This is a genomic window from Pantoea phytobeneficialis (assembly GCF_009728735.1).
Lineage (GTDB): Bacteria > Pseudomonadota > Gammaproteobacteria > Enterobacterales > Enterobacteriaceae > Pantoea > Pantoea phytobeneficialis.
In genome coordinates, this window is record NZ_CP024636.1 from 3,519,111 (window position 1) to 3,537,414 (window position 18,304).

The 18,304-nt window shown below is 57.9% G+C and carries 17 protein-coding genes; 15 read left to right on the forward strand and 2 right to left on the reverse strand.

Translation table 11 applies throughout. From position 1 onward, the window contains the following. The first annotated feature begins 39 nt into the window (after window positions 1-39). The 6 genes from gabT to CTZ24_RS16245 all read left to right on the forward strand — a co-directional run bounded on the left by gabT (window position 40) and on the right by CTZ24_RS16245 (window position 7,987). Window positions 40-1,356 (forward strand): 4-aminobutyrate--2-oxoglutarate transaminase, encoded by a 1,317-nt coding sequence (gene gabT / locus CTZ24_RS16220; RefSeq protein ID WP_208724067.1) that lies wholly within the window; start codon window positions 40-42, stop codon window positions 1,354-1,356. Window positions 1,357-1,497: 141 nt separating this feature from the next. Further along, window positions 1,498-2,010 (forward strand): Lrp/AsnC family transcriptional regulator, encoded by a 513-nt coding sequence (locus CTZ24_RS16225; RefSeq protein ID WP_021182786.1) that lies wholly within the window; start codon window positions 1,498-1,500, stop codon window positions 2,008-2,010. Window positions 2,011-2,564: 554 nt separating this feature from the next. Further along, window positions 2,565-3,011, forward strand: coding sequence for a GNAT family N-acetyltransferase (locus tag CTZ24_RS16230; protein ID WP_021182787.1), 447 nt, complete (start codon window positions 2,565-2,567; stop codon window positions 3,009-3,011). A gap of 15 nt (window positions 3,012-3,026) precedes the next feature. Then, entirely contained in the window at window positions 3,027-5,072 is a 2,046-nt protein-coding gene (locus tag CTZ24_RS16235) for a hydantoinase/oxoprolinase family protein (RefSeq protein ID WP_208724068.1), read from the forward strand. A gap of 1 nt (window position 5,073) precedes the next feature. Further along, window positions 5,074-7,041 (forward strand): hydantoinase B/oxoprolinase family protein, encoded by a 1,968-nt coding sequence (locus CTZ24_RS16240; RefSeq protein ID WP_208724069.1) that lies wholly within the window; start codon window positions 5,074-5,076, stop codon window positions 7,039-7,041. A 103-nt stretch (window positions 7,042-7,144) separates the two neighbouring features. Further along, window positions 7,145-7,987, forward strand: a complete 843-nt coding sequence (locus CTZ24_RS16245; RefSeq protein ID WP_208724070.1) for an oxidoreductase — start codon at window positions 7,145-7,147, stop codon at window positions 7,985-7,987. 89 nt (window positions 7,988-8,076) lie between these two features. On the opposite strand, the gene CTZ24_RS16250 is transcribed toward CTZ24_RS16245, so the two are convergent. Together CTZ24_RS16250 and CTZ24_RS16255 are read right to left on the reverse strand one after the other, a co-directional pair. After that, the gene (locus tag CTZ24_RS16250) at window positions 8,077-8,529 is read right to left on the reverse strand and encodes a transposase (RefSeq protein WP_208724071.1); all 453 of its coding nucleotides are present in this window, start codon (window positions 8,527-8,529) and stop codon (window positions 8,077-8,079) included. 202 nt (window positions 8,530-8,731) lie between these two features. Next, window positions 8,732-10,885 carry a putative bifunctional diguanylate cyclase/phosphodiesterase gene (locus CTZ24_RS16255; protein WP_021182793.1) on the reverse strand — a complete coding sequence of 718 codons (2,154 nt, stop codon included), beginning with the start codon at window positions 10,883-10,885 and terminating at the stop codon, window positions 8,732-8,734. Between the two features lie 309 nt (window positions 10,886-11,194). On the opposite strand from CTZ24_RS16255, the gene phnF reads away from it, so the two are divergent. The 9 genes from phnF to phnN are packed head-to-tail and all read left to right on the forward strand — an operon-like array spanning window position 11,195 to window position 17,973. After that, window positions 11,195-11,908: a phosphonate metabolism transcriptional regulator PhnF gene (gene phnF, locus CTZ24_RS16260; RefSeq protein WP_208724072.1), complete on the forward strand. Its 714-nt coding sequence runs from the start codon at window positions 11,195-11,197 to the stop codon at window positions 11,906-11,908. After that, window positions 11,908-12,354 carry a phosphonate C-P lyase system protein PhnG gene (gene phnG, locus CTZ24_RS16265; protein ID WP_021182795.1) on the forward strand — a complete coding sequence of 149 codons (447 nt, stop codon included), beginning with the start codon at window positions 11,908-11,910 and terminating at the stop codon, window positions 12,352-12,354. Before phnF ends, phnG begins: the two co-directional genes overlap by 1 nt. After that, window positions 12,354-12,929 carry a phosphonate C-P lyase system protein PhnH gene (gene phnH / locus CTZ24_RS16270; protein ID WP_208724073.1) on the forward strand — a complete coding sequence of 192 codons (576 nt, stop codon included), beginning with the start codon at window positions 12,354-12,356 and terminating at the stop codon, window positions 12,927-12,929. Before phnG ends, phnH begins: the two co-directional genes overlap by 1 nt. Continuing rightward, window positions 12,929-14,005 carry a carbon-phosphorus lyase complex subunit gene (locus CTZ24_RS16275; RefSeq protein WP_208724074.1) on the forward strand — a complete coding sequence of 359 codons (1,077 nt, stop codon included), beginning with the start codon at window positions 12,929-12,931 and terminating at the stop codon, window positions 14,003-14,005. Before phnH ends, CTZ24_RS16275 begins: the two co-directional genes overlap by 1 nt. Continuing rightward, complete coding sequence (locus tag CTZ24_RS16280) at window positions 13,998-14,846, forward strand: alpha-D-ribose 1-methylphosphonate 5-phosphate C-P-lyase PhnJ (protein WP_208724075.1); 849 nt, start codon at window positions 13,998-14,000, stop codon at window positions 14,844-14,846. Before CTZ24_RS16275 ends, CTZ24_RS16280 begins: the two co-directional genes overlap by 8 nt. Beyond that, entirely contained in the window at window positions 14,836-15,597 is a 762-nt protein-coding gene (phnK, locus tag CTZ24_RS16285) for a phosphonate C-P lyase system protein PhnK (protein WP_208724076.1), read from the forward strand. Before CTZ24_RS16280 ends, phnK begins: the two co-directional genes overlap by 11 nt. A gap of 14 nt (window positions 15,598-15,611) precedes the next feature. Then, a complete protein-coding gene (phnL, locus tag CTZ24_RS16290; RefSeq protein WP_244633994.1) occupies window positions 15,612-16,316 on the forward strand; it encodes a phosphonate C-P lyase system protein PhnL in 705 nt (234 codons plus the stop codon). Next, entirely contained in the window at window positions 16,313-17,449 is a 1,137-nt protein-coding gene (gene phnM / locus CTZ24_RS16295; protein WP_208724078.1) for an alpha-D-ribose 1-methylphosphonate 5-triphosphate diphosphatase, read from the forward strand. Before phnL ends, phnM begins: the two co-directional genes overlap by 4 nt. Further along, entirely contained in the window at window positions 17,449-17,973 is a 525-nt protein-coding gene (gene phnN, locus CTZ24_RS16300) for a ribose 1,5-bisphosphokinase (RefSeq protein WP_208724079.1), read from the forward strand. Before phnM ends, phnN begins: the two co-directional genes overlap by 1 nt. Window positions 17,974-18,304 lie beyond the last annotated feature (331 nt).

Sequence of the window (18,304 nt, forward strand, 5' to 3'; positions counted from 1 at the left end):
ACTTGAGCCAACAGAACGTTACGTGGATGAGGGTTAAAAATGCAGAATGTCATGGCGGAACAGCAAACATATTCCGATAACAGCCTGTTACTGGATGCGCGTGAGCAGCATGTGCCGCGTGGCGTGGTCACCGCACATCCGCTGGTGATCGAGCGGGCTAAAGGTAGCGAAGTATGGGACGTTGAGGGGAATCGTTACCTCGATTTCGTTGGTGGTATCGGCGTACTGAACGTTGGCCATAACCATCCGGCGGTGGTAAATGCGGTTACCAAACAGCTCGGTCTGGTTTCGCACGCCTGTTTCCAGGTGGTGGCGTATCCGGGGTATATCGAACTGGCGCAGCGCCTGAATCAACTGGTGGGCAATGGCCAGCCGTTTAAGAGCGTGTTTTTCACCAGCGGTGCAGAAGCGGTAGAAAATGCGGTGAAGATCGCCCGTGCGCATACTCAGCGCTCCGGCATCATCGCTTTTGATGGCGCGTTTCATGGCCGTACCTTGCTGGGTTGTACCCTGACGGGCATGAGCCAGCCCTACAAACAGAATTTCGGTCCTTTCCCTGGCGAGGTGTATCGCCTGCCGTTCCCGAACGCGTTTTACGGCGTAAGTGATGACGATTGTCTGCAAGCGCTGGACCAACTGTTTGCGGTGCAGATTGCGCCGGAACGTGTGGCGGCGATTATCATCGAACCGGTTCAGGGCGATGGCGGCTTCCTGCCAGCGGGTGCCAACTTTATGCAGGCGCTGCGCCGCGTTACTGAAAAACACGGCATTCTGCTGATTTGTGATGAAGTGCAGACCGGCTTTGGGCGTACCGGCAAAATGTTCGCTTTCCAGCATTCGGAGATTACTCCGGACCTGGTAACCGTGGCGAAAAGCCTCGGCGGCGGCTTGCCGATTTCCGGTGTGGTAGGGAAAGCAGCGATCATGGATGCGCCATTACCTGGCGGGCTGGGCGGCACCTATGGCGGTAATGCGCTGGGCTGTGCGGCGGCGTTAGCGGTGCTCGATCTGATGGAACACGACAACCTGCTGGCGCGCAGTAATCAACTGGGCGAGAAACTCAATGCGCACCTGCATCAGCTGGCGGAAAAATACGCCTGTATTGGTGATGTCCGTGGCGTGGGCTTTATGCAGGCGGTGGAAATCATCGATTTTGAGACCAAACGTCCTGATGCGGCGATGACGCAAAAGATTCTGGATTGCGCCTGTCAGGAAGGATTGCTGTTGATTAAATGTGGTCTGCACCGCAGCACCATCCGCTTCCTGGCTCCGCTGGTCACCACCGATTCTCAGCTGGAAGAAGCGTTGCATATCTTTGATATCGCGCTGGCCCGCGCCAGTGGCCGACTCGGGTAAATTCGGCTTCCTCATTGATATTGCTGGAATTATTAACAGGTTCCCCGAAAAACGTGGCGTGCGTCAGTGCTGGCGCAGCCACATTAAAGCGTGATATACCATCGGGATAACCTGCACGGTTGGTCAACAATGAGGGGTGCTATGAACGGCTTAATGAAACTCGACCGCATCGATATTAATATCCTGGTGCAACTACAAAAAGATGGCCGTATCAGCAACGTCAATCTGGCCGACGCCGTTGGACTTTCACCCAGCCCTTGCCTGCAACGGGTGAAACGTCTGGAGCAGGCTGGTTTTATCACCGGTTATGAAGCACACATCAACCTCACCAAAATTACCGACTCCGTGACGGTATTTACCGAAGTCACGCTGTCTGGTCACCGCCGCGAGGATTTTATGAAGTTTGAAAACGCCGTGCGTGATGTGGACGAGTTGATGGAGTGCCACCTGATTACCGGCGGTTATGACTATTTGCTGCGGTTTATTACCCGCAGCATTGAACATTACCAGGAAGTGATTGAGAAGATGCTGGATGCGCAAATCGGCATCGATAAGTACTTCAGTTATATCGTGATTAAATCACCGATTATGAAAAGCAGCGTGCCGTTGAGGTCGTTGATTGCGAAGCAGAATTCGGTGGAGTTTGGGGTGTGATTTCGTTCACCGTGCTGGTTTTGTTTTCCGTGCCGGTTTCGTTCGCCTTGGGCTGATGTAGTTTCAGCTCGCCGGTGCGGCGACCGAGCAAAGGGTGCCTGGCCGCACCCTTTGCAATCCCGGGCCTCGCGCCAGCCTCATTTTTGCGCGATAAATCGCGCCGCTACCACTCAACGCCGCCTTTCGCCGCATCCATGCGGCTCATCCTGGCAGCATTCATTCACTCAGCGAGTCCGGATGGCGCCCCACCCGCCGCTGCATGACTTGTGTTTTTTGGTGATTTAATTATTGCTGTCTGCGCGATAAATCGCGCCGCTACGGGTAACGTGCGGCCATTTGTAGCGGCGCGATTTATCGCGCAATTAAGAGAACACGGGGCTCGCAGGCGGTGGGGGTGGGCGGAACCCTCTCGGAGCCAGACCGCTGCCCCCCACAGCATAAAATTTCCCCACCGCACAAAATTCCCTTTATCTTAGCTGTTCCGGCTCCCGCTTCAGCCGCTACGCTTGCCCGTACGCCCTTACACTCAATTTATCCCTTTACAAGGAGTTGCCATGACCGCCTTGAACCTTGCCGATCACCTGTGGCAGCGCGATGACTTCATCATCTCCACCGAACGTCAGCGCCTGGATGTTGACTGGATTCATTATCAACTGGCCGAGCGTTCTTACTGGGCCAAAGGTCAGCCGCGCGCGAAAACCGAGCGCGCAATCAACGGATCGCTGCCCTTTGGTTTGTATCAGCAGAACCAGCAAATCGGTTTCGCCCGGCTGATCACCGACTACACCCGTTTTGGCTGGCTGTGTGATGTGATCATCGATGAAAACTGGCGTGGTCACGGCCTGGGCAGTTGGCTGGCAACCTGCGTGCGGGAGCACCCGGAATTGCAAACCGTGCACCGCTGGATGCTCTCAACCAATGATGCCCATCAGCTGTATCAGCGCCTTGGCTGGCGCGTAGTGCAGGACCCGCACAAGCTGATGGAATTTCCTCTCTCCTGATAACGGATAAAAACCATGTACCGTGTTGGCGTAGATATTGGCGGTTCCTTTACTGATTTTGCCGTGCTGAATGAGCAAACCAATCAGATCCACACTTTAAAAGTTCTCTCAAGGCCAGATCAGCCCGGCAGTGAGATTCTTACCGGGTTGGCGCAACTGGAGCAGCGTGATGGTATCGCGCCGCAGCACATCGAATACTTCACGCATGGCACCACGGTGGGCATCAACGCGGTGATCCAGCGGCGTGGGGTCAAACTGGCGCTGTTTGCCACAGCAGGTTTTTGCGATGTGCTGGAACTGGCACGCCTGAAGATTCCGCACATTCATGATCTGTTCTCGCGGCGACCCGCCCCACTGATTTCCCGTGACCGGGTGTTTGCTATCAAAGAACGCACCGATCGCCACGGCGAGATGGTGCAGGCAGTGGATCGCCAGAGCGTGCTGGAGGCCATTGCTGGTGCAAAAGCGGCGGGTTGCCAGGGGATTGTGGTGGCGTTACTGCACAGCTATCGCAATCGCCACAATGAAGCCGCCGTCAAAGCCATTATCAATGAACAGGCGCCGGAACTGCTGACCTCCTGCTCAGCCGATATCTGGCCAATTATCCGCGAGTATGAACGCACCATCACCGCCACTATCAATGCCTATGTGCAGCCGATGGTGATCAACTACCTCGAATCCTTTGAGCGTGCGCTGAAGACGATGGGGGTGCTGCCGCCACCGCGCATCACCAAATCCAACGGTGGGGTGATGGGGGTGGAGCAGGCGAAAAGCGAATGCGTGCAGATGGTGCTGTCCGGTACCGCCTCCGGGGTGATCGGTGCCAGCTTCCTCGCCAGCGCTTGCGGTTTTGACAAAATTCTCAGTCTGGATATCGGCGGCACCAGCGCGGATGTGGCGGTGATTATCGACGGCCAGGTGGCGCAGGGTAACGGCGAAATTATCGGTGATTTTCCCATCTACATCCCGTCCGTGGCGGTGACGTCCGTGGGACAGGGCGGCGGTTCGCTGGCGTGGATCGATAATCAGGGCGTGATGCAAATGGGACCGGACAGCGCCGGTTCACTGCCGGGACCGGTGTGTTTCCAGCGGGGCGGTACGCAACCGACTGCCACCGATGCCTTTGCCGCCTGCGGCATGATCGGCCACGGTGATTTGGGCTATAACGCGGTGAAAGTCGATGTCGCGGCGGCGCGTGCAGCCTGGCAGCCGCTGGCAGATAAGCTCGATATTTCCGTGGAGGAGACGGCGGAAACCGCCATCGAACTGGCGATCTCCAGCATGTACAGCGATACCAGCGGTTTGCTGTCGCGTTTTGGTCTTGATCCGCGTGAATTCTGGTTCCTCGCGTTTGGCGGGGCTGGCCCGATGATGGGCTGCTTCCTTGCTCGCGAATTGAATATGAAAGGGGTGATCGTGCCGCCGACGCCTGGCGTGTTGTCGGCGCTGGGTGGGCTGGTGGCGGATATCCGTAACGACTTTATCCGCACGCTGTATAGCGAACTGGACAGCACGCTGGCAGATAAACTGGCCACTGAGGCCGAGGCGCTGAGCCAGCGCGCACGCGGTTGGCTCACTGAGCAGCACGGCGAGGGTATGCCGTTTACCCTGCACTACAGCGCGGATATGCGTTATCGCGGCCAGTCGTTCGAAATTGAAGTGGCACTGGAGGCGTCCTGGCTGACGGAGGCCAACGTTAATGCGCTGCATGAGGCCTTTGATCGCCAGCATCAGCAGTTGTTTGGTCATTGCGATGCCAGTGCCCCGGTGCAGGTCATCAACCTGCGGCTGGTGATTGCGTCACCGACGCTGAAACCCACGCTTAATCGTCTGGCAGCGGCGCAGGGGCCGGTTGCGGTGGCGAAGCAAGTTAGTGCCTGGATCGATGGTGCACCGCATCAGGTCGATGTGGTGCTGCGTGCCAGCCTGGGCGCGGGACATCAGCTTTCCGGCCCGGTGATTATTGCCCAGGACGACTGCACCACCTGCGTGCCGCCGCAGATGGCGGTGCGGGTGGATGAATTTGGCAACTTACTGATTACCCCGCTGGAGAGCAACTAAGATGGCGATTGACGGACGTAACCTGCAAATCCTCGCTAACTACTGCGCCGCAGCGGCCGATGCGATGGCGTTTACCCTGATGCGCACCGCGCACTCCACCTTCGTGAAAGAGACGGAAGATTTCTCCTGTCAGATCGTTAGCCGCGATGGCATGGCGTTTGCCTCGCCGCGCAGTTTCGGTGCGCCCTGGTACAGCGGCATTGACTACGGCCCGGTGCTGGCGCTGATCGACCACTACGACGAGGGGGATATCTGCATCACCAACGATTCGTATGCCGGTAACGTGGCGACCCACTCACCGGATATCCATATCTGGAAGCCGGTATTTCATCAGGGGGAAATCGTCTGCTTTGTCGTCGGGCATATCCATAACACCGATGTCGGCGGGGCGGTGCCCGCGTCGCTGTCGCGTTCCCTGACGGATATCGTGCAGGAAGGCATCCGCATTCCGCCGCTGAAAATCGTGCGCAATGGCGAACTGAATGAAGAAGTGGCGCGCATTATGCGCCTTAACGTGCGCGTGCCGGACCAAAACTGGGGTGATTTCAAAGCGCAACTCGCTTCGGTCAACGTGGGTGAACGCAAAATCCATGAGATCATTGCCCGTTTTGGCGTTGAAGATTTTCTTCAGGGCATCGAAGGGATTCTCGATTACGCCGAACGCCAGGCGCGCAGCATTATCGCTACCATTCCTGACGGCGAATATTTCTATGCTGACTTTGCCGATGAAGATGGTGACGGGGGCTATCCGTGCCGCGTGGCGATCACCCTGCGCGTGCAGGGAGAGACGCTGGAGCTGGATTACACCGGTAGCGATCCGCAGTTGGCCTCTTCGTTAAATATGCCTACCGGGGGACGTGAGCGTCATCCGCTGGCGTTGGTCGGCGTCACTTATGTGCTCTCGACACTGGACCGTAACCTGCTGCTGAATGCCGGAACGCTGCGTCCGACGCGCGCCATTCTGCCGCCGGGCACGGTGATGAACTGTGAAGCGCCCGCGGCGGTCGGTATGCGATCGCTGACCTGTGCGCTGTCGCAAATCGCCACCATTGGCGTGTTCTCGCAGGCCATCCCGGATCGCCTGCCTGCCAACTCGCCGGGCGGTAACTCGATCATGAATATCCGCACCAGCGATGCTGTCAATCGGAGCGTCGTGGCGTCACTCGGGCCGGTCGGTGGTGGCGCGGGCGGCACGCCGCGGCATGATGGCCCGGATGGTTCCGGCGGTTTATCCGCCTTTCTGAAAAATACGCCGATTGAGATCAACGAAGCCGAGGTGCCAATCCACTTCCACCGCTACGGTCTGACGGCAGACAGCGCCGGTGCCGGGCGTTATCGCGGCGGACTGGCGACCGAGATGGTGTTCGAGATTTTCGCACCGGATACGCTGGTCACTGCGCGTAACCGTAACCGTTCTGTATTTGCCTCGGCTGGGGTGTTGGGCGGGCAGCCTGGCGGTCTGTCTCATTTCCGCACCCTGCGTGACGGCGAGGTGATCGAGCATGGCAATACCGATGTGATTCGGTGCCAACCGGGCGACATTGTTGAAGTGCGTGGGCCGGGGGCTGGAGGTTATGGCCTGCCGGTGCAACGTGATGAACAGGCGGTGCTGGGCGATGTACGCTGTGGCTTTGTCAGTCACGAGGCCGCCCGTGCCGACTATGGTGTGGTGATCGTCAATGACCAGATTGATCAGGCAGCCACCGCGCGGCTACGCAGTGAAATGCGCCAGCAGGCCAGCGAACACTTTGATCATGGTGCAGCGCGTAACGCCTTTGAAGCGCTGTGGACGCCGGAACGTTATCAACTGCTGACCACGTTTTTGGCGGCAGCGCCAGTTGGCTGGCGTCATTTTCTCAAACAGCAGGTGTTCAGGGCGGTAGCGGCCGGAGGTGACACGGACACGGCAGCGCAGATGCACGCCATCTTTGCGGATTTGCGCCAGCGCTATCCGGCAATGAACGTTTAATGAGGCACATCGCGCTAAAACCGTTACGGGTTTCCTGCCAGACTTAGTCTCTTTGCCCGCTGGCATTGCCATCGGGCCTGGATCATTTCAGGAGAGTCTCAGCATGGCAACAGCAAAACTTCCGGTATGGTTTATCTCCGGCTGCTCCACAGGCTTTGGTCGGGAACTGGCGCAGCAGGCGATTGCGCGTGGATTCAACACCGTGGTGACCGCGCGCGATCCGGCTAAAGTGCAGGATTTGGTCGAGGGCCACAGCAACGCGCTGGCGGTCGCGCTGGATGTGACGCAGCAGGCAAGCATTGATGCGGCGGTAGACAAAGCGCTGGCAACCTTCGGCAGCATCGATGTGCTGGTGAATAATGCCGGTTATGGTTACCAAAGTTCGGTGGAAGAGGGCGAGGAGCAGGAAATCCGCGCCCAGTTCGATGCCAACGTATTCGGCCTGTTCGCCCTGACACGCGCTGTGCTGCCAGCGATGCGCAAAGCGCGCAGCGGCCATATTATCAACATCACCTCGGTGGCCGGATTTATTGGTTTTGCCAGCTCGGGTTATTACTCCGCCAGCAAACATGCGGTGGAAGGCTGGTCCGATTCGTTAGCACTGGAAACCGCTCCCCTCGGCATCCACGTCACCTGCGTGGAACCCGGACCGTTCCGTACCGACTGGGCAGGGCGTTCGCTGCATCAAACGCCAGGTAAGCTGCCGGAATACGCCGAAACCGCAGCCGCACGAATGAAAGCCACCTCTGCATACAGCGGCACCCAGGCGGGTGACCCGGCTCGCGCCGCCAGCGCGATGATTGCCATCACCGAAAACGCTAACCCTCCGCGCCATCTGGTCATGGGGGCCTGGGGTTATGACGCAGTGACCAATAAATTAAAAGAGCGGCTGGCGCAGATTGAAGCGTGGAAACAGACGTCGATTGATACGGATTTTCCGCAATAAGGAAATAATGCGCGATAAATTGCGGTGAGGTAAAAACGCGCGATAAATCGCGCCGCTACAGATCCTGCGCATAACCGTAGCGGCGCGATTTATCGCGCAATGTTTTGATAGTAACGGTCCAGCTCCCAACTCATCGGATTCTGCTCAATATATTGCCGCACATTATATAATTCCTGCTCATCACGAATCACCCGCTCGAAGAAATTAAATTGCCAGATTTTCTGCTCACAACGCCGGGATACACCCGCTTTGTATAATCCAATAATACGAGGCAGCGAAAAGGTGATGTTTTCCCCCAACCATAAAACACCATGTAGATGATTTGGCATCAGAATAAAGCTATCCAACGTTAATCCAGCGACACGAGAGGGTAAAAAAAACCATTCCTGGACGGCAATTTTTCCAACATTGTTGCATATCACCTTATTTTGATCGATATAACCAAAGAGCGGTGCGCGTAAACGGGTTACCAGCGTAATAAAATAGGCACCCGACGTTGTGTAGTCATAATGCGGTAATCTCAGGTTTTTTCTGCGCGGCATATTAATCCCCTTGTTGCCGGAGCATGCTGTCAGAAATAAAGCGATAAGACATTTTTATACCGGAATATTGCGTAACAGATTCCAGAAAATTTGAGGAACAGCTGCGCGATAAATCGCGTCGCTACAGAACCATGCCTTCCCCCGTAGCGGCGCGATTTATCGCGCGATGTTTTGTGATGTATCGCGCAAAGTTTTGTTGGTCTTAAACCATCCTTTCCAGCTCCTCAAACGGCACCGCCTGGCTGAACAAATATCCCTGCAACTGATTGCAGCCGGCGTCGGCGAGGGCGCTCATCTGGCCTTCCGTTTCGACCCCTTCGGCGGTGACCATCAGTCCCATGGCATGCCCGAGCCGTACCACCGATTCAATGATCGCTGCCGAATTCTGCGCCACCCCTAACGATTGGGTGAATGAACGATCGATTTTAATTTTGTCGACCGGGAAGGTACTCAGATAATTGAGGCTGGAATAGCCGGTGCCGAAATCATCCAGCGCAATGCGAAAACCGGCGTTGCGCAAGGCGATGATGTTATTGCGCGCTTCATGTTCATCCTCAATCAGCACCCCTTCGGTAATTTCCAGCTCGAGGCGTTGTGGATCGGCCCCTTCAGATTGCACAATTTCAATCATGCGCTCGACAAAACCGCTGGCGCGAAACTGAACCGGCGACACATTTACCGCCACAATCAACTGCGGCAGGCGCAACGAGGTTTTGCAGGCCTCGCGCAACACCCATTCCCCCAACGGGATAATCAGCCCGGTTTCTTCGGCAATGGCGATAAACTCGCCTGGCGGCACTTCGCCGCGTTCCGGGTGTTGCCAGCGCAACAACGCTTCGACACCATCAACGCGCTGACCGCTGATCTCCATCAACGGTTGATACCACACCGCCAGCCCATCAAAATGCAGCAGCGCCTGACGCAGGTCGGCGGCAATTTGCTGGCGGGTGCGCAGCGACTCATCCATCACGCGTTCAAACTGGCGAAACTGACCGCGCCCACTATTTTTCGCTTCATACAGGGCAATATCGGCTTTGCGCATCAACTCCTGGCGGTCCAGTCCATCTTTGGGGGCCAACGCCAGACCGATGCTGGCACCAATCCACGCCTCGCTGCCAAATAGCTGATAAGGCTCGCTGAGCGCGCTGATAATGCGTTTTGCCAGCGACTGCACCTGACCAATATTCTCAACGTCTGGCATCACGATAATAAATTCGTCGCCGCCAATGCGGCCCACGGTATCGCTGGCGCGCACGATACTGGTCAGGCGATGGCCCACCTGAATAATCAGATCGTCCCCTGCGTGGTGACCATAGGTATCATTGATGGTTTTGAAGCGATCCAGATCAATCAGCAACAATGCCACACGATGGTCATAGCGTGCCGCAAACGCCAACGCCTGGGAAAGACGATCCTCCACCATCGAACGGTTGGGCAGGCCGGTCAGTACATCGTGAAACGCCAGGTGCTGCGCCTGGGCTTCGCTGGCACCTAACTTCAACAGCGACTGCGACAGACTGAGCGATGACGTCCAGATTCGCCGCACCATAAACAGGCACACCAGGGTGATCATCACCACCGACAGCAGGGTCGAGGGGCCGATGGTGCGCAACATCTGTGCGCCAGGGCGGTCAGGTTCCCAACTGATATATCCCACCGGGTCGCCTTGCTGCGAACTCAGGAGATAATGCGCCTTGTCATTGGGCAGCGATGTGTCACCGCTGAAATGTAATTGCCGTAGCTGGCTGCGATTCGCCAGTCCGTGCAGATAGTGGTCATCGAGATATTTTACGCTGATCAAGCGATAGCGCCCCGGCTGGCGGGTATCGCCGCTGATTTCCCCCACCGCCAGCGAAGCGGCACGATCACCAATACGGACAAAATCGGCGCGATCCGTGGTGCTGGCTTGTACCAGCGTCGTGTCCAGCATCGCCTGCACCTGCGGTTCAACATGGCGGTCTGGCACCCGTTGGCCGTTACGCCATACCTCAATCAGTTGGTTATCGCGGCCCAGCACCAACACCAGTTCGTGGTCGAACATTTCATATAACCAACTGCCGACATTTTCATCCAGCCAGCTTTGGTCAGGTTGGGATAAATCCAGCTGACTGGCTAAGGGGGCCCAGCGTGTCAGGCTACGTAGCTGGCGTAGATGTTCCGCCAGGCTTTGTTCGAATGAGGCCTCAATCATGCGTTGCTGCTGTTCTTGCGCTTCGTTATTGGTCAGCCGGGTGCCCCAGAACAGGCCCGCTCCCGCACCGGCAAAGGTCAGCAACAGAATCGCCGCTAACGGCAAAATCACTTCACGCACAAAATTGCGCCGAAAACCATCGGACAGTTTGATTGTATTAATCATTTTTAAAGTCGCGTAACAAGGAGGGATCATGATTTAACTTAGCAGAAGTCTGAAAAGCTGCATTGCGCAAGGGAAGTGTTAATGTTGTGAAAAAGGAAAAAAATAGTTGAGCGTCGTCACAAAGGAAACAGTTAAAATTTTTTTATTAAAATCCCCGCCATTGTAGTCATTTCCTGCTGTCCAAAAGCAAATTCATCAGCACGTCACTGAGCCGTCACGGCATTGTCATTTGTCTGGGTCAAGGTAGTCGCCATCCCGCAGCGCCTCTGCTGCGTTTCCTCAACACTCGCGAGCGAGGTATTGATGGTGATGGAGATATCCAGACATCCGACCACTGTATATCAGGCAGTCGCCGCCCAACTGGAGCAGGCGTTGCAGCAACAATATCGCTGTGGCGATTACTTGCCTTCTGAACAACAGCTGGCTGCACATTATGCCGTTAATCGCCACACCCTGCGTCGTGCGGTGGACGAACTGGTAAACAAAGGGCTGCTGCAACGGCGGCATGGCGTCGGCATCCTGGTGCTGATGCGGCCTTACGACTACCCGTTACACGCCCAGGCGCGCTTCAGCCAGAACCTGCTGGAGCAGGGCAGCCATCCCACCAGCGAGCGTCTGCTGGCGGTGCTGCGTCCGGCCAGCCACGATGTGGCGACCGCACTGGGCGTCAATGAAGGCGATGACGTCATTCATCTGCGTACCCTGCGCCGCGTCAATGGCGTGCCGGTCTGCGTTATTAACCACTTTCTGTCCGAACTGCGCTGGTGGCCTGCGTTACAGCAGTTCCACAGCGGATCGCTGCATGACTATCTGCAACAGCATCTCGGGTTGCAACTGACCCGTTCACAAACCCGTATCAGCACCCGCCGGGCGCAGGCGAAGGAGTGTCAGCAACTGGAGATTGCCTTGCAGTCGCCGGTGTTATGCGTGCGCACCCTGAACAAAAACAGCGACGGGCAGGTGGCGGAATACTCCGTCAGCCTGACGCGCGGCGACATGATTGAACTGACTCTGGAGCACTAATGAAACAACCAACAGCCCGCCAGAACTGGCTCTCCGTGCTGGCTCACAGCGATGCCAGCGTGCTGGAAGCCCACTGGCAGCCGCTGCGCCTCGCCCCGCGTTTTGAATGCGTGCGCCCGGCGGAAACTGGCCTGACGCGTTTGCAGGCACGTATGGGCGGCAGCGGCAAACGCTTCGTAATGGGTGATGCCACGGTGACGCGCGCGGTGGTAAAGCTGCACGACGGCACCCTGGGATTCAGCTATGTGCTGGGACGCGACAAAGCGCATGCCGAGCGCTGCGCGTTAATTGATGCCTTATTGCAGCAGCCGGAAACCCAGGCGCTGATTGCAGAAAAAGTGATTGCCCCGCTGGCGGCCCTGCGTGAGGAGCAGCGCCAGCTGCGCGCACGCGAAATCGCCAGCTCCAAAGTGGATTTCTTTACGCTGGTTCGCGGAGATAACTGATGACATTACTGGCAAGTTTTAACCATCCGGTGGCTGACGCGCAGCGTGCCTTCCGCCGAATTTTGAAAGCGATGAGCGAGCCGGGCGTGATGGTGGCGTTGCCACTGGCACAGGGCTGGGGCGATCTCTCCCCGGCGGCCACCGCGGTGCTGCTGACGCTGGTCGACCAGGAAAGCGCATTGTGGCTGGATGGCGCGATGGATAACGAACTGCTGCGCAACAATCTGCGTTTTCATACCGGCGTGCCGATTGTCAGCGAGCGCGATGCGCCGTTTGCTCTGACCCATGCCAGCGCCAACCCCGATCCGGCGTACTTTGCGGCCGGTGATAACCTGTCACCGGAAAAAAGCACCACCTTGATTGTGGAAGTCCCGGCACTGAACGGCGGCCTGACCCTGCGACTCTCCGGCCCCGGCCTACGCGAAACCCGCGCCATTGCACCGCAATTGCCGGAGGCGATTCTGCATTACCTGCGCGAACGTCCACATCCGTTCCCGCAGGGTGTCGATCTGATCTTCACCTGTGGCGAAGCGATGATGGCACTGCCGCGTACCACCGACGTGGAGGTGTGCTGATGTACGTCGCAGTGAAAGGGGGCGAAAAGGCGATAGCCAGCGCCCATCAGCTTCAGGCCGATCTGCGTCGCGGCGATCGCTCACTGGCGGAGCTGCATTGTGACCAACTGGCCGCACAACTTGGTCTGGCGGTGGACCGCGTGATGACCGAGGGCGGAATCTACGATCCCCCACTGGCGGCACTGGCGATCAAACAGGCCAGCGGCGACTTGGTGGAAGCGATTTTTCTGCTGCGTGCTTACCGCACCACGCTGCCACGCCTTGCCGACAGTCTGGCGCTGAATACTGACGCGATGCGCATCGAACGGCGCATCTCGGCGGTGTACAAAGATCTGCCGGGTGGCCAGGTGCTTGGCCCCACCTATGACTACAGCCACCGTCTGCTGGATTTTACCCTGCTGGCGAACGGCGTAACGCCAGCGGCACCGCGTGACGACCAGGCGCTGGCCCAGCACTGCCCGCATATGTTCAGCATGATGACGGCAGAAGGGCTGGCGGCCCACGAAGAGGACGACGGCAGTGAGCCGTGCGATATCACCCGTGAGCCACCGACGTTTCCGGCTTCGCGTGCGGCGCGTCTGCAACAGTTGGTTCGCGGTGACGAAGGCTTCCTGCTGGCGCTCGGCTATTCGACCCAACGGGGCTATGGCCGCAACCATCCGTTTGCCGGCGAGATCCGCACCGGCTATCTCAGCGTGTCCATCTGCCCGGAAGAACTCGGTTTCGAGATTGAGATCGGTGAAATCCTGCTGACCGAGTGTGAGATGGTCAACGGTTTTACCACCCAGGGCGACAGCGCACCGCATTTCACCCGCGGCTACGGTCTGGTGTTTGGCCGTGCCGAGCGCAAGGCGATGGCGATGGCGCTGGTCGATCGTGCGCTGCAAAGCGATGAATACCAGGAACGTATCACCAGCCCGGCACAGGACGAAGAGTTTGTGCTGGCGCATGCCGACAACGTGGAAGCCGCAGGTTTTGTTTCGCATCTGAAGTTGCCGCACTACGTCGATTTCCAGGCGGAGCTGGAGTTGCTCAAGCGGCTGCGCCAACAGCATCAGGAGCAGAAAGATGAGTGAACTGAGCGGCTATAACAACGGTTATCTGGATGAGCAGACCAAACGCACCATCCGCCGCGCCATCCTGAAGGCGGTGGCGATCCCGGGTTATCAGGTGCCGTTTGCCGGACGTGAAATGCCGATGCCCTATGGCTGGGGCACCGGTGGTATCCAGATCACCGCCAGCATTATCGGCGATCAGGATGTACTGAAGGTGATTGACCAGGGGGCCGACGATACCACCAACGCGGTGTCGATCCGTCGCTTCTTCCAGCGCGTCAGCGGTGCAACCACCACTGAGCGCACCCATGATGCCACCCTGATCCAGACGCGTCACCGCATCCCGGAAACGCCCTTAGAGGAAGATCAAATCCTGATTTTCCAGGTGCCGATCCCGGAACCGTTGCGCTTTATCGAACCGCGTGAAACCGAAACCCGTACCATGCACGCGCTGGAGGAGTACGGCATCATGCAGGTGAAACTGTATGAGGATATCGCCCGCTACGGCCATATCGCCACCACCTACGCCTACCCGGTGAAGGTCAACGATCGCTATGTGATGGACCCGTCACCGATCCCCAAATTCGACAACCCGAAAATGCATATGATGCCGGCACTGCAACTGTTTGGTGCCGGGCGTGAGAAACGCATCTATGCGCTGCCGCCGTATACCAAAGTAGAAAGCCTCGACTTCGACGATCACCCGTTCAGCGTGCAGCAATGGGACCAACCCTGTGCACTGTGCGGTTCACGCCACAGCTATCTCGATGAAGTGGTAATGGATGATGCCGGTACGCGCATGTTTGTCTGCTCCGATACCGATTTTTGCCACCAGCAGCAGGAACAACAGCATGCACAGTGAACAGCCGCTGCTTGCGGTCAATAACCTTACCCACCTCTACGCACCCGGCAAAGGGTTTGAAGAAGTGAGTTTTGCCCTCTATCCCGGCGAGGTGCTGGGGATTGTGGGCGAATCCGGTTCCGGTAAAACCACGCTGCTGCGTAGCCTGTCAGCCCGTCTGGCACCGCAGCAGGGCAACATTCTCTATCGCGATCGCGATCTTTATCAGTTAAGCGAAAGCGAGCGACGTCGATTGTTGCGTACCGAATGGGGGGTGGTGCATCAGCATCCGCTGGATGGTCTGCGCCCGCAGGTGACGGCGGGGGGCAATATCGGCGAGCGACTGATGGCGGTGGGGCAACGTCATTACGGCAACATTCGCGCCGAAGCGATGCGTTGGTTACAGGATGTGGAGATCCCGGCCGGGCGTATTGACGACCTGCCGACCACCTTTTCTGGCGGAATGCAGCAGCGTTTGCAGATTGCTCGCAACCTGGTCACGCAGCCGACGCTGGTGTTCATGGATGAACCCACTGGCGGGTTGGATGTGTCGGTGCAGGCGCGCCTGCTCGATCTGCTGCGCACCCTGGTGCGTGAACTCAATCTGGCGGTGGTGATCGTCACCCACGATCTCGGCGTGGCACGGCTACTGGCCCATCGTATGCTGGTGATGAAACAGGGCAGGGTAGTGGAGAGCGGCCTCACCGATCGGGTGCTGGACGATCCGCATCATCCTTATACCCAACTGCTGGTCTCTTCGGTGCTTAACTAATGGCGGAGTCAACCATGAATACGCAACTGCGCGTGGAGAAGCTGTGTAAGACCTTTTTGCTGCACAACCAGAGCGGTGTGGCGCTACCGGTGCTGCATGATGCCAATCTTGAGGTCAGCGCCGGGGAGTGTGTGGTGCTGCATGGCCGTTCCGGCAGCGGCAAATCCACGCTGCTGCGTGCGCTGTACGGCAACTATCAGGCCAACAGCGGCCATATCTGGTTGCAACATGCGGGGGAGTGGATCGATATGGCGCAGGCTCCGGCGCGCCAGATCCTTGCCATTCGTCGTGATACTGTCGGCTGGGTCAGCCAGTTTTTGCGGGTGATCCCACGGGTGCCGACGCTGGAAATCGTCATGCAGCCGCTGCTGGAGCGTGGCGTGGAACGTGCGTTTTGCGAAAAGCGCGCCAAAGAGCTGCTGACGCGTCTTAACGTGCCACAACGCTTGTGGTCGCTGGCACCTTCCACCTTTTCCGGCGGGGAGCAGCAACGCGTCAACATCGCGCGTGGCTTTATCGCCGACTATCCGGTGCTGCTGCTGGATGAGCCGACTGCCTCGCTGGACAGCGCCAATAGCGCCGCAGTGGTGGAACTGATTGAACAGGCGCGCGCGCGTGGCGCGGCCATCGTGGGTATTTTTCATGACGAAGCGGTGCGCGCACGCGTGGCCGATCGCCTGCACGTCATGCAGCCGGTACAAACAGGAGCAGAAGCATGATCGTCAATAACGTCCGACTGGTGCTGGAAGAGGAAGTGGTGTCTGGATCGCTGGAGATGCGCGATGGCCGTATCGCCAGCTTTAGCGACAGCAACAGTCAGCAACCCGGTGCGCTGGACGGTGAGCAGGCGTATTTACTGCCGGGGCTGGTGGAGTTGCATACCGACAACCTCGATAAATTCTTTACTCCGCGCCCGAAAGTGGACTGGCCAGCCCACTCGGCGATGAGCAGCCATGATGCGCTGATGGTTGCCAGCGGCATCACCACGGTACTGGATGCGATAGGCGTCGGTGATGTGCGTGACGGCGGGCATCGCCTCGATAACCTCAACAAAATGATCGAGGCTATCCGCGACAGCAACCGCAAAGGACTTAACCGCGTTGATCATCAGTTGCATCTGCGCTGTGAATTGCCTTATCACACCACGCTGTCGCTGTTTGAGGCGCTGGTCAGCACACCGGAACTGTCGCTGGTGTCGTTGATGGATCACTCACCCGGACAGCGCCAGTACGCGTCACTGGAGAAGTACCGCGATTATTATCAGGGCAAATACCAGCTGAATGACCAGCAGATGGATGAATTTGAGCGTGAGCAACTGGCGCTGGCGGCGGAATGGTCACAACCGAACCGTAATGCGATTGCCGCCATGTGCCGGGCGCGCGGTATCCCGATTGCCAGTCATGACGATGCAACCGCCGCGCATGTGGCTGAATCACATGAGGTAGGTAGCGCCATTGCTGAGTTCCCTACCACGCTGGAAGCCGCAGCCGCTTCGCGCGCCTGTGGAATGCAGGTTCTGATGGGAGCGCCCAATATTGTGCGTGGCGGGTCGCACTCTGGCAACGTAGCGGCCTGGGAGCTGGCGAGTGCCGGTCTGCTGGATATTCTCTCCTCCGATTACTACCCGGCCAGTCTGCTGGATGCGGTGTTCCGGTTAGTGGCGGATGAACGCAACGCGCTGGAATTGCCACAGGCGATGGCGCTGGTGACGTGTAATCCGGCGCGCGCGATTGGCCTGCGCGATCGCGGCATCATCGCCGAAGGGCTGCGAGCCGACCTGGTGCTGGCGCATACCGATCACGGCCACCCGCATATCCGTCATGTTTGGTCACAGGGCAGGTTGGTGTTCTGATGGCTCGCCTGATCTGGCTGACCGGGCCATCCGGCTCGGGTAAAGACAGCCTGCTCAACGCGCTGCGTGAAGCGCCGCCAGAACGTCTGGTGATCGCCCATCGCTACATTACCCGCCCGGCGGATGCGGGCGGTGAAAACCATGTGGCGTTGAGTGAGGCGGAATTCCTGCGACGTGAAGCCCTCGGGTTGTTCGCCCTGAGTTGGCAGGCGCACGGGCTGTGGTATGGCCTCGGCACCGAGATCGACCAGTGGCTGGATCGCGGGCTTAACGTGCTGGTTAACGGTTCACGTCTGCACCTGCCAGTGGCGCAACAGCGCTACGGCAGTCAGTTGCTACCGCTGGTGTTACAGGTGTCACCCGAGATTCTGGCGGCGCGTTTGCGCCAGCGCGGGCGCGAAAGCGAGGCAGAGATCGCGCGTCGGCTGACGCGCGCGGCAGAACCTTTGCCTGCGCACAGCTTCCCGTTGAATAACGATGGGGCGCTGGCGGAGACGCTTTCTCAGCTACGTGAGTGGTTGTAGCGGCGCGATTTCGTGCGCGTTGCAGGAAAAATCTGCGCGATAAATCGCGCCGCTTGTATCTTGAAGTTGTAACTGGTTAGCTACCCGTTACACGAAACGGAGGCAGCTTGTCGCGCCGCTTAAGACCCGATCTTGTGCCGTAGCTTAAAGCCCTCCGTTTCTCCTTTCACGCCAGCATCTACTCTGAACGGTAACCAGAAGCTCTGACTTCGTATGTACAAGGCAAGATGGCGTGATGGTTCATGTGAAAGGGAGCTGTCTTATGATTTATCTCGGTATTGATGTCAGTAAAAACAAACTCGACCTCTGCCTGTTGCCCGGCAACGGGAAA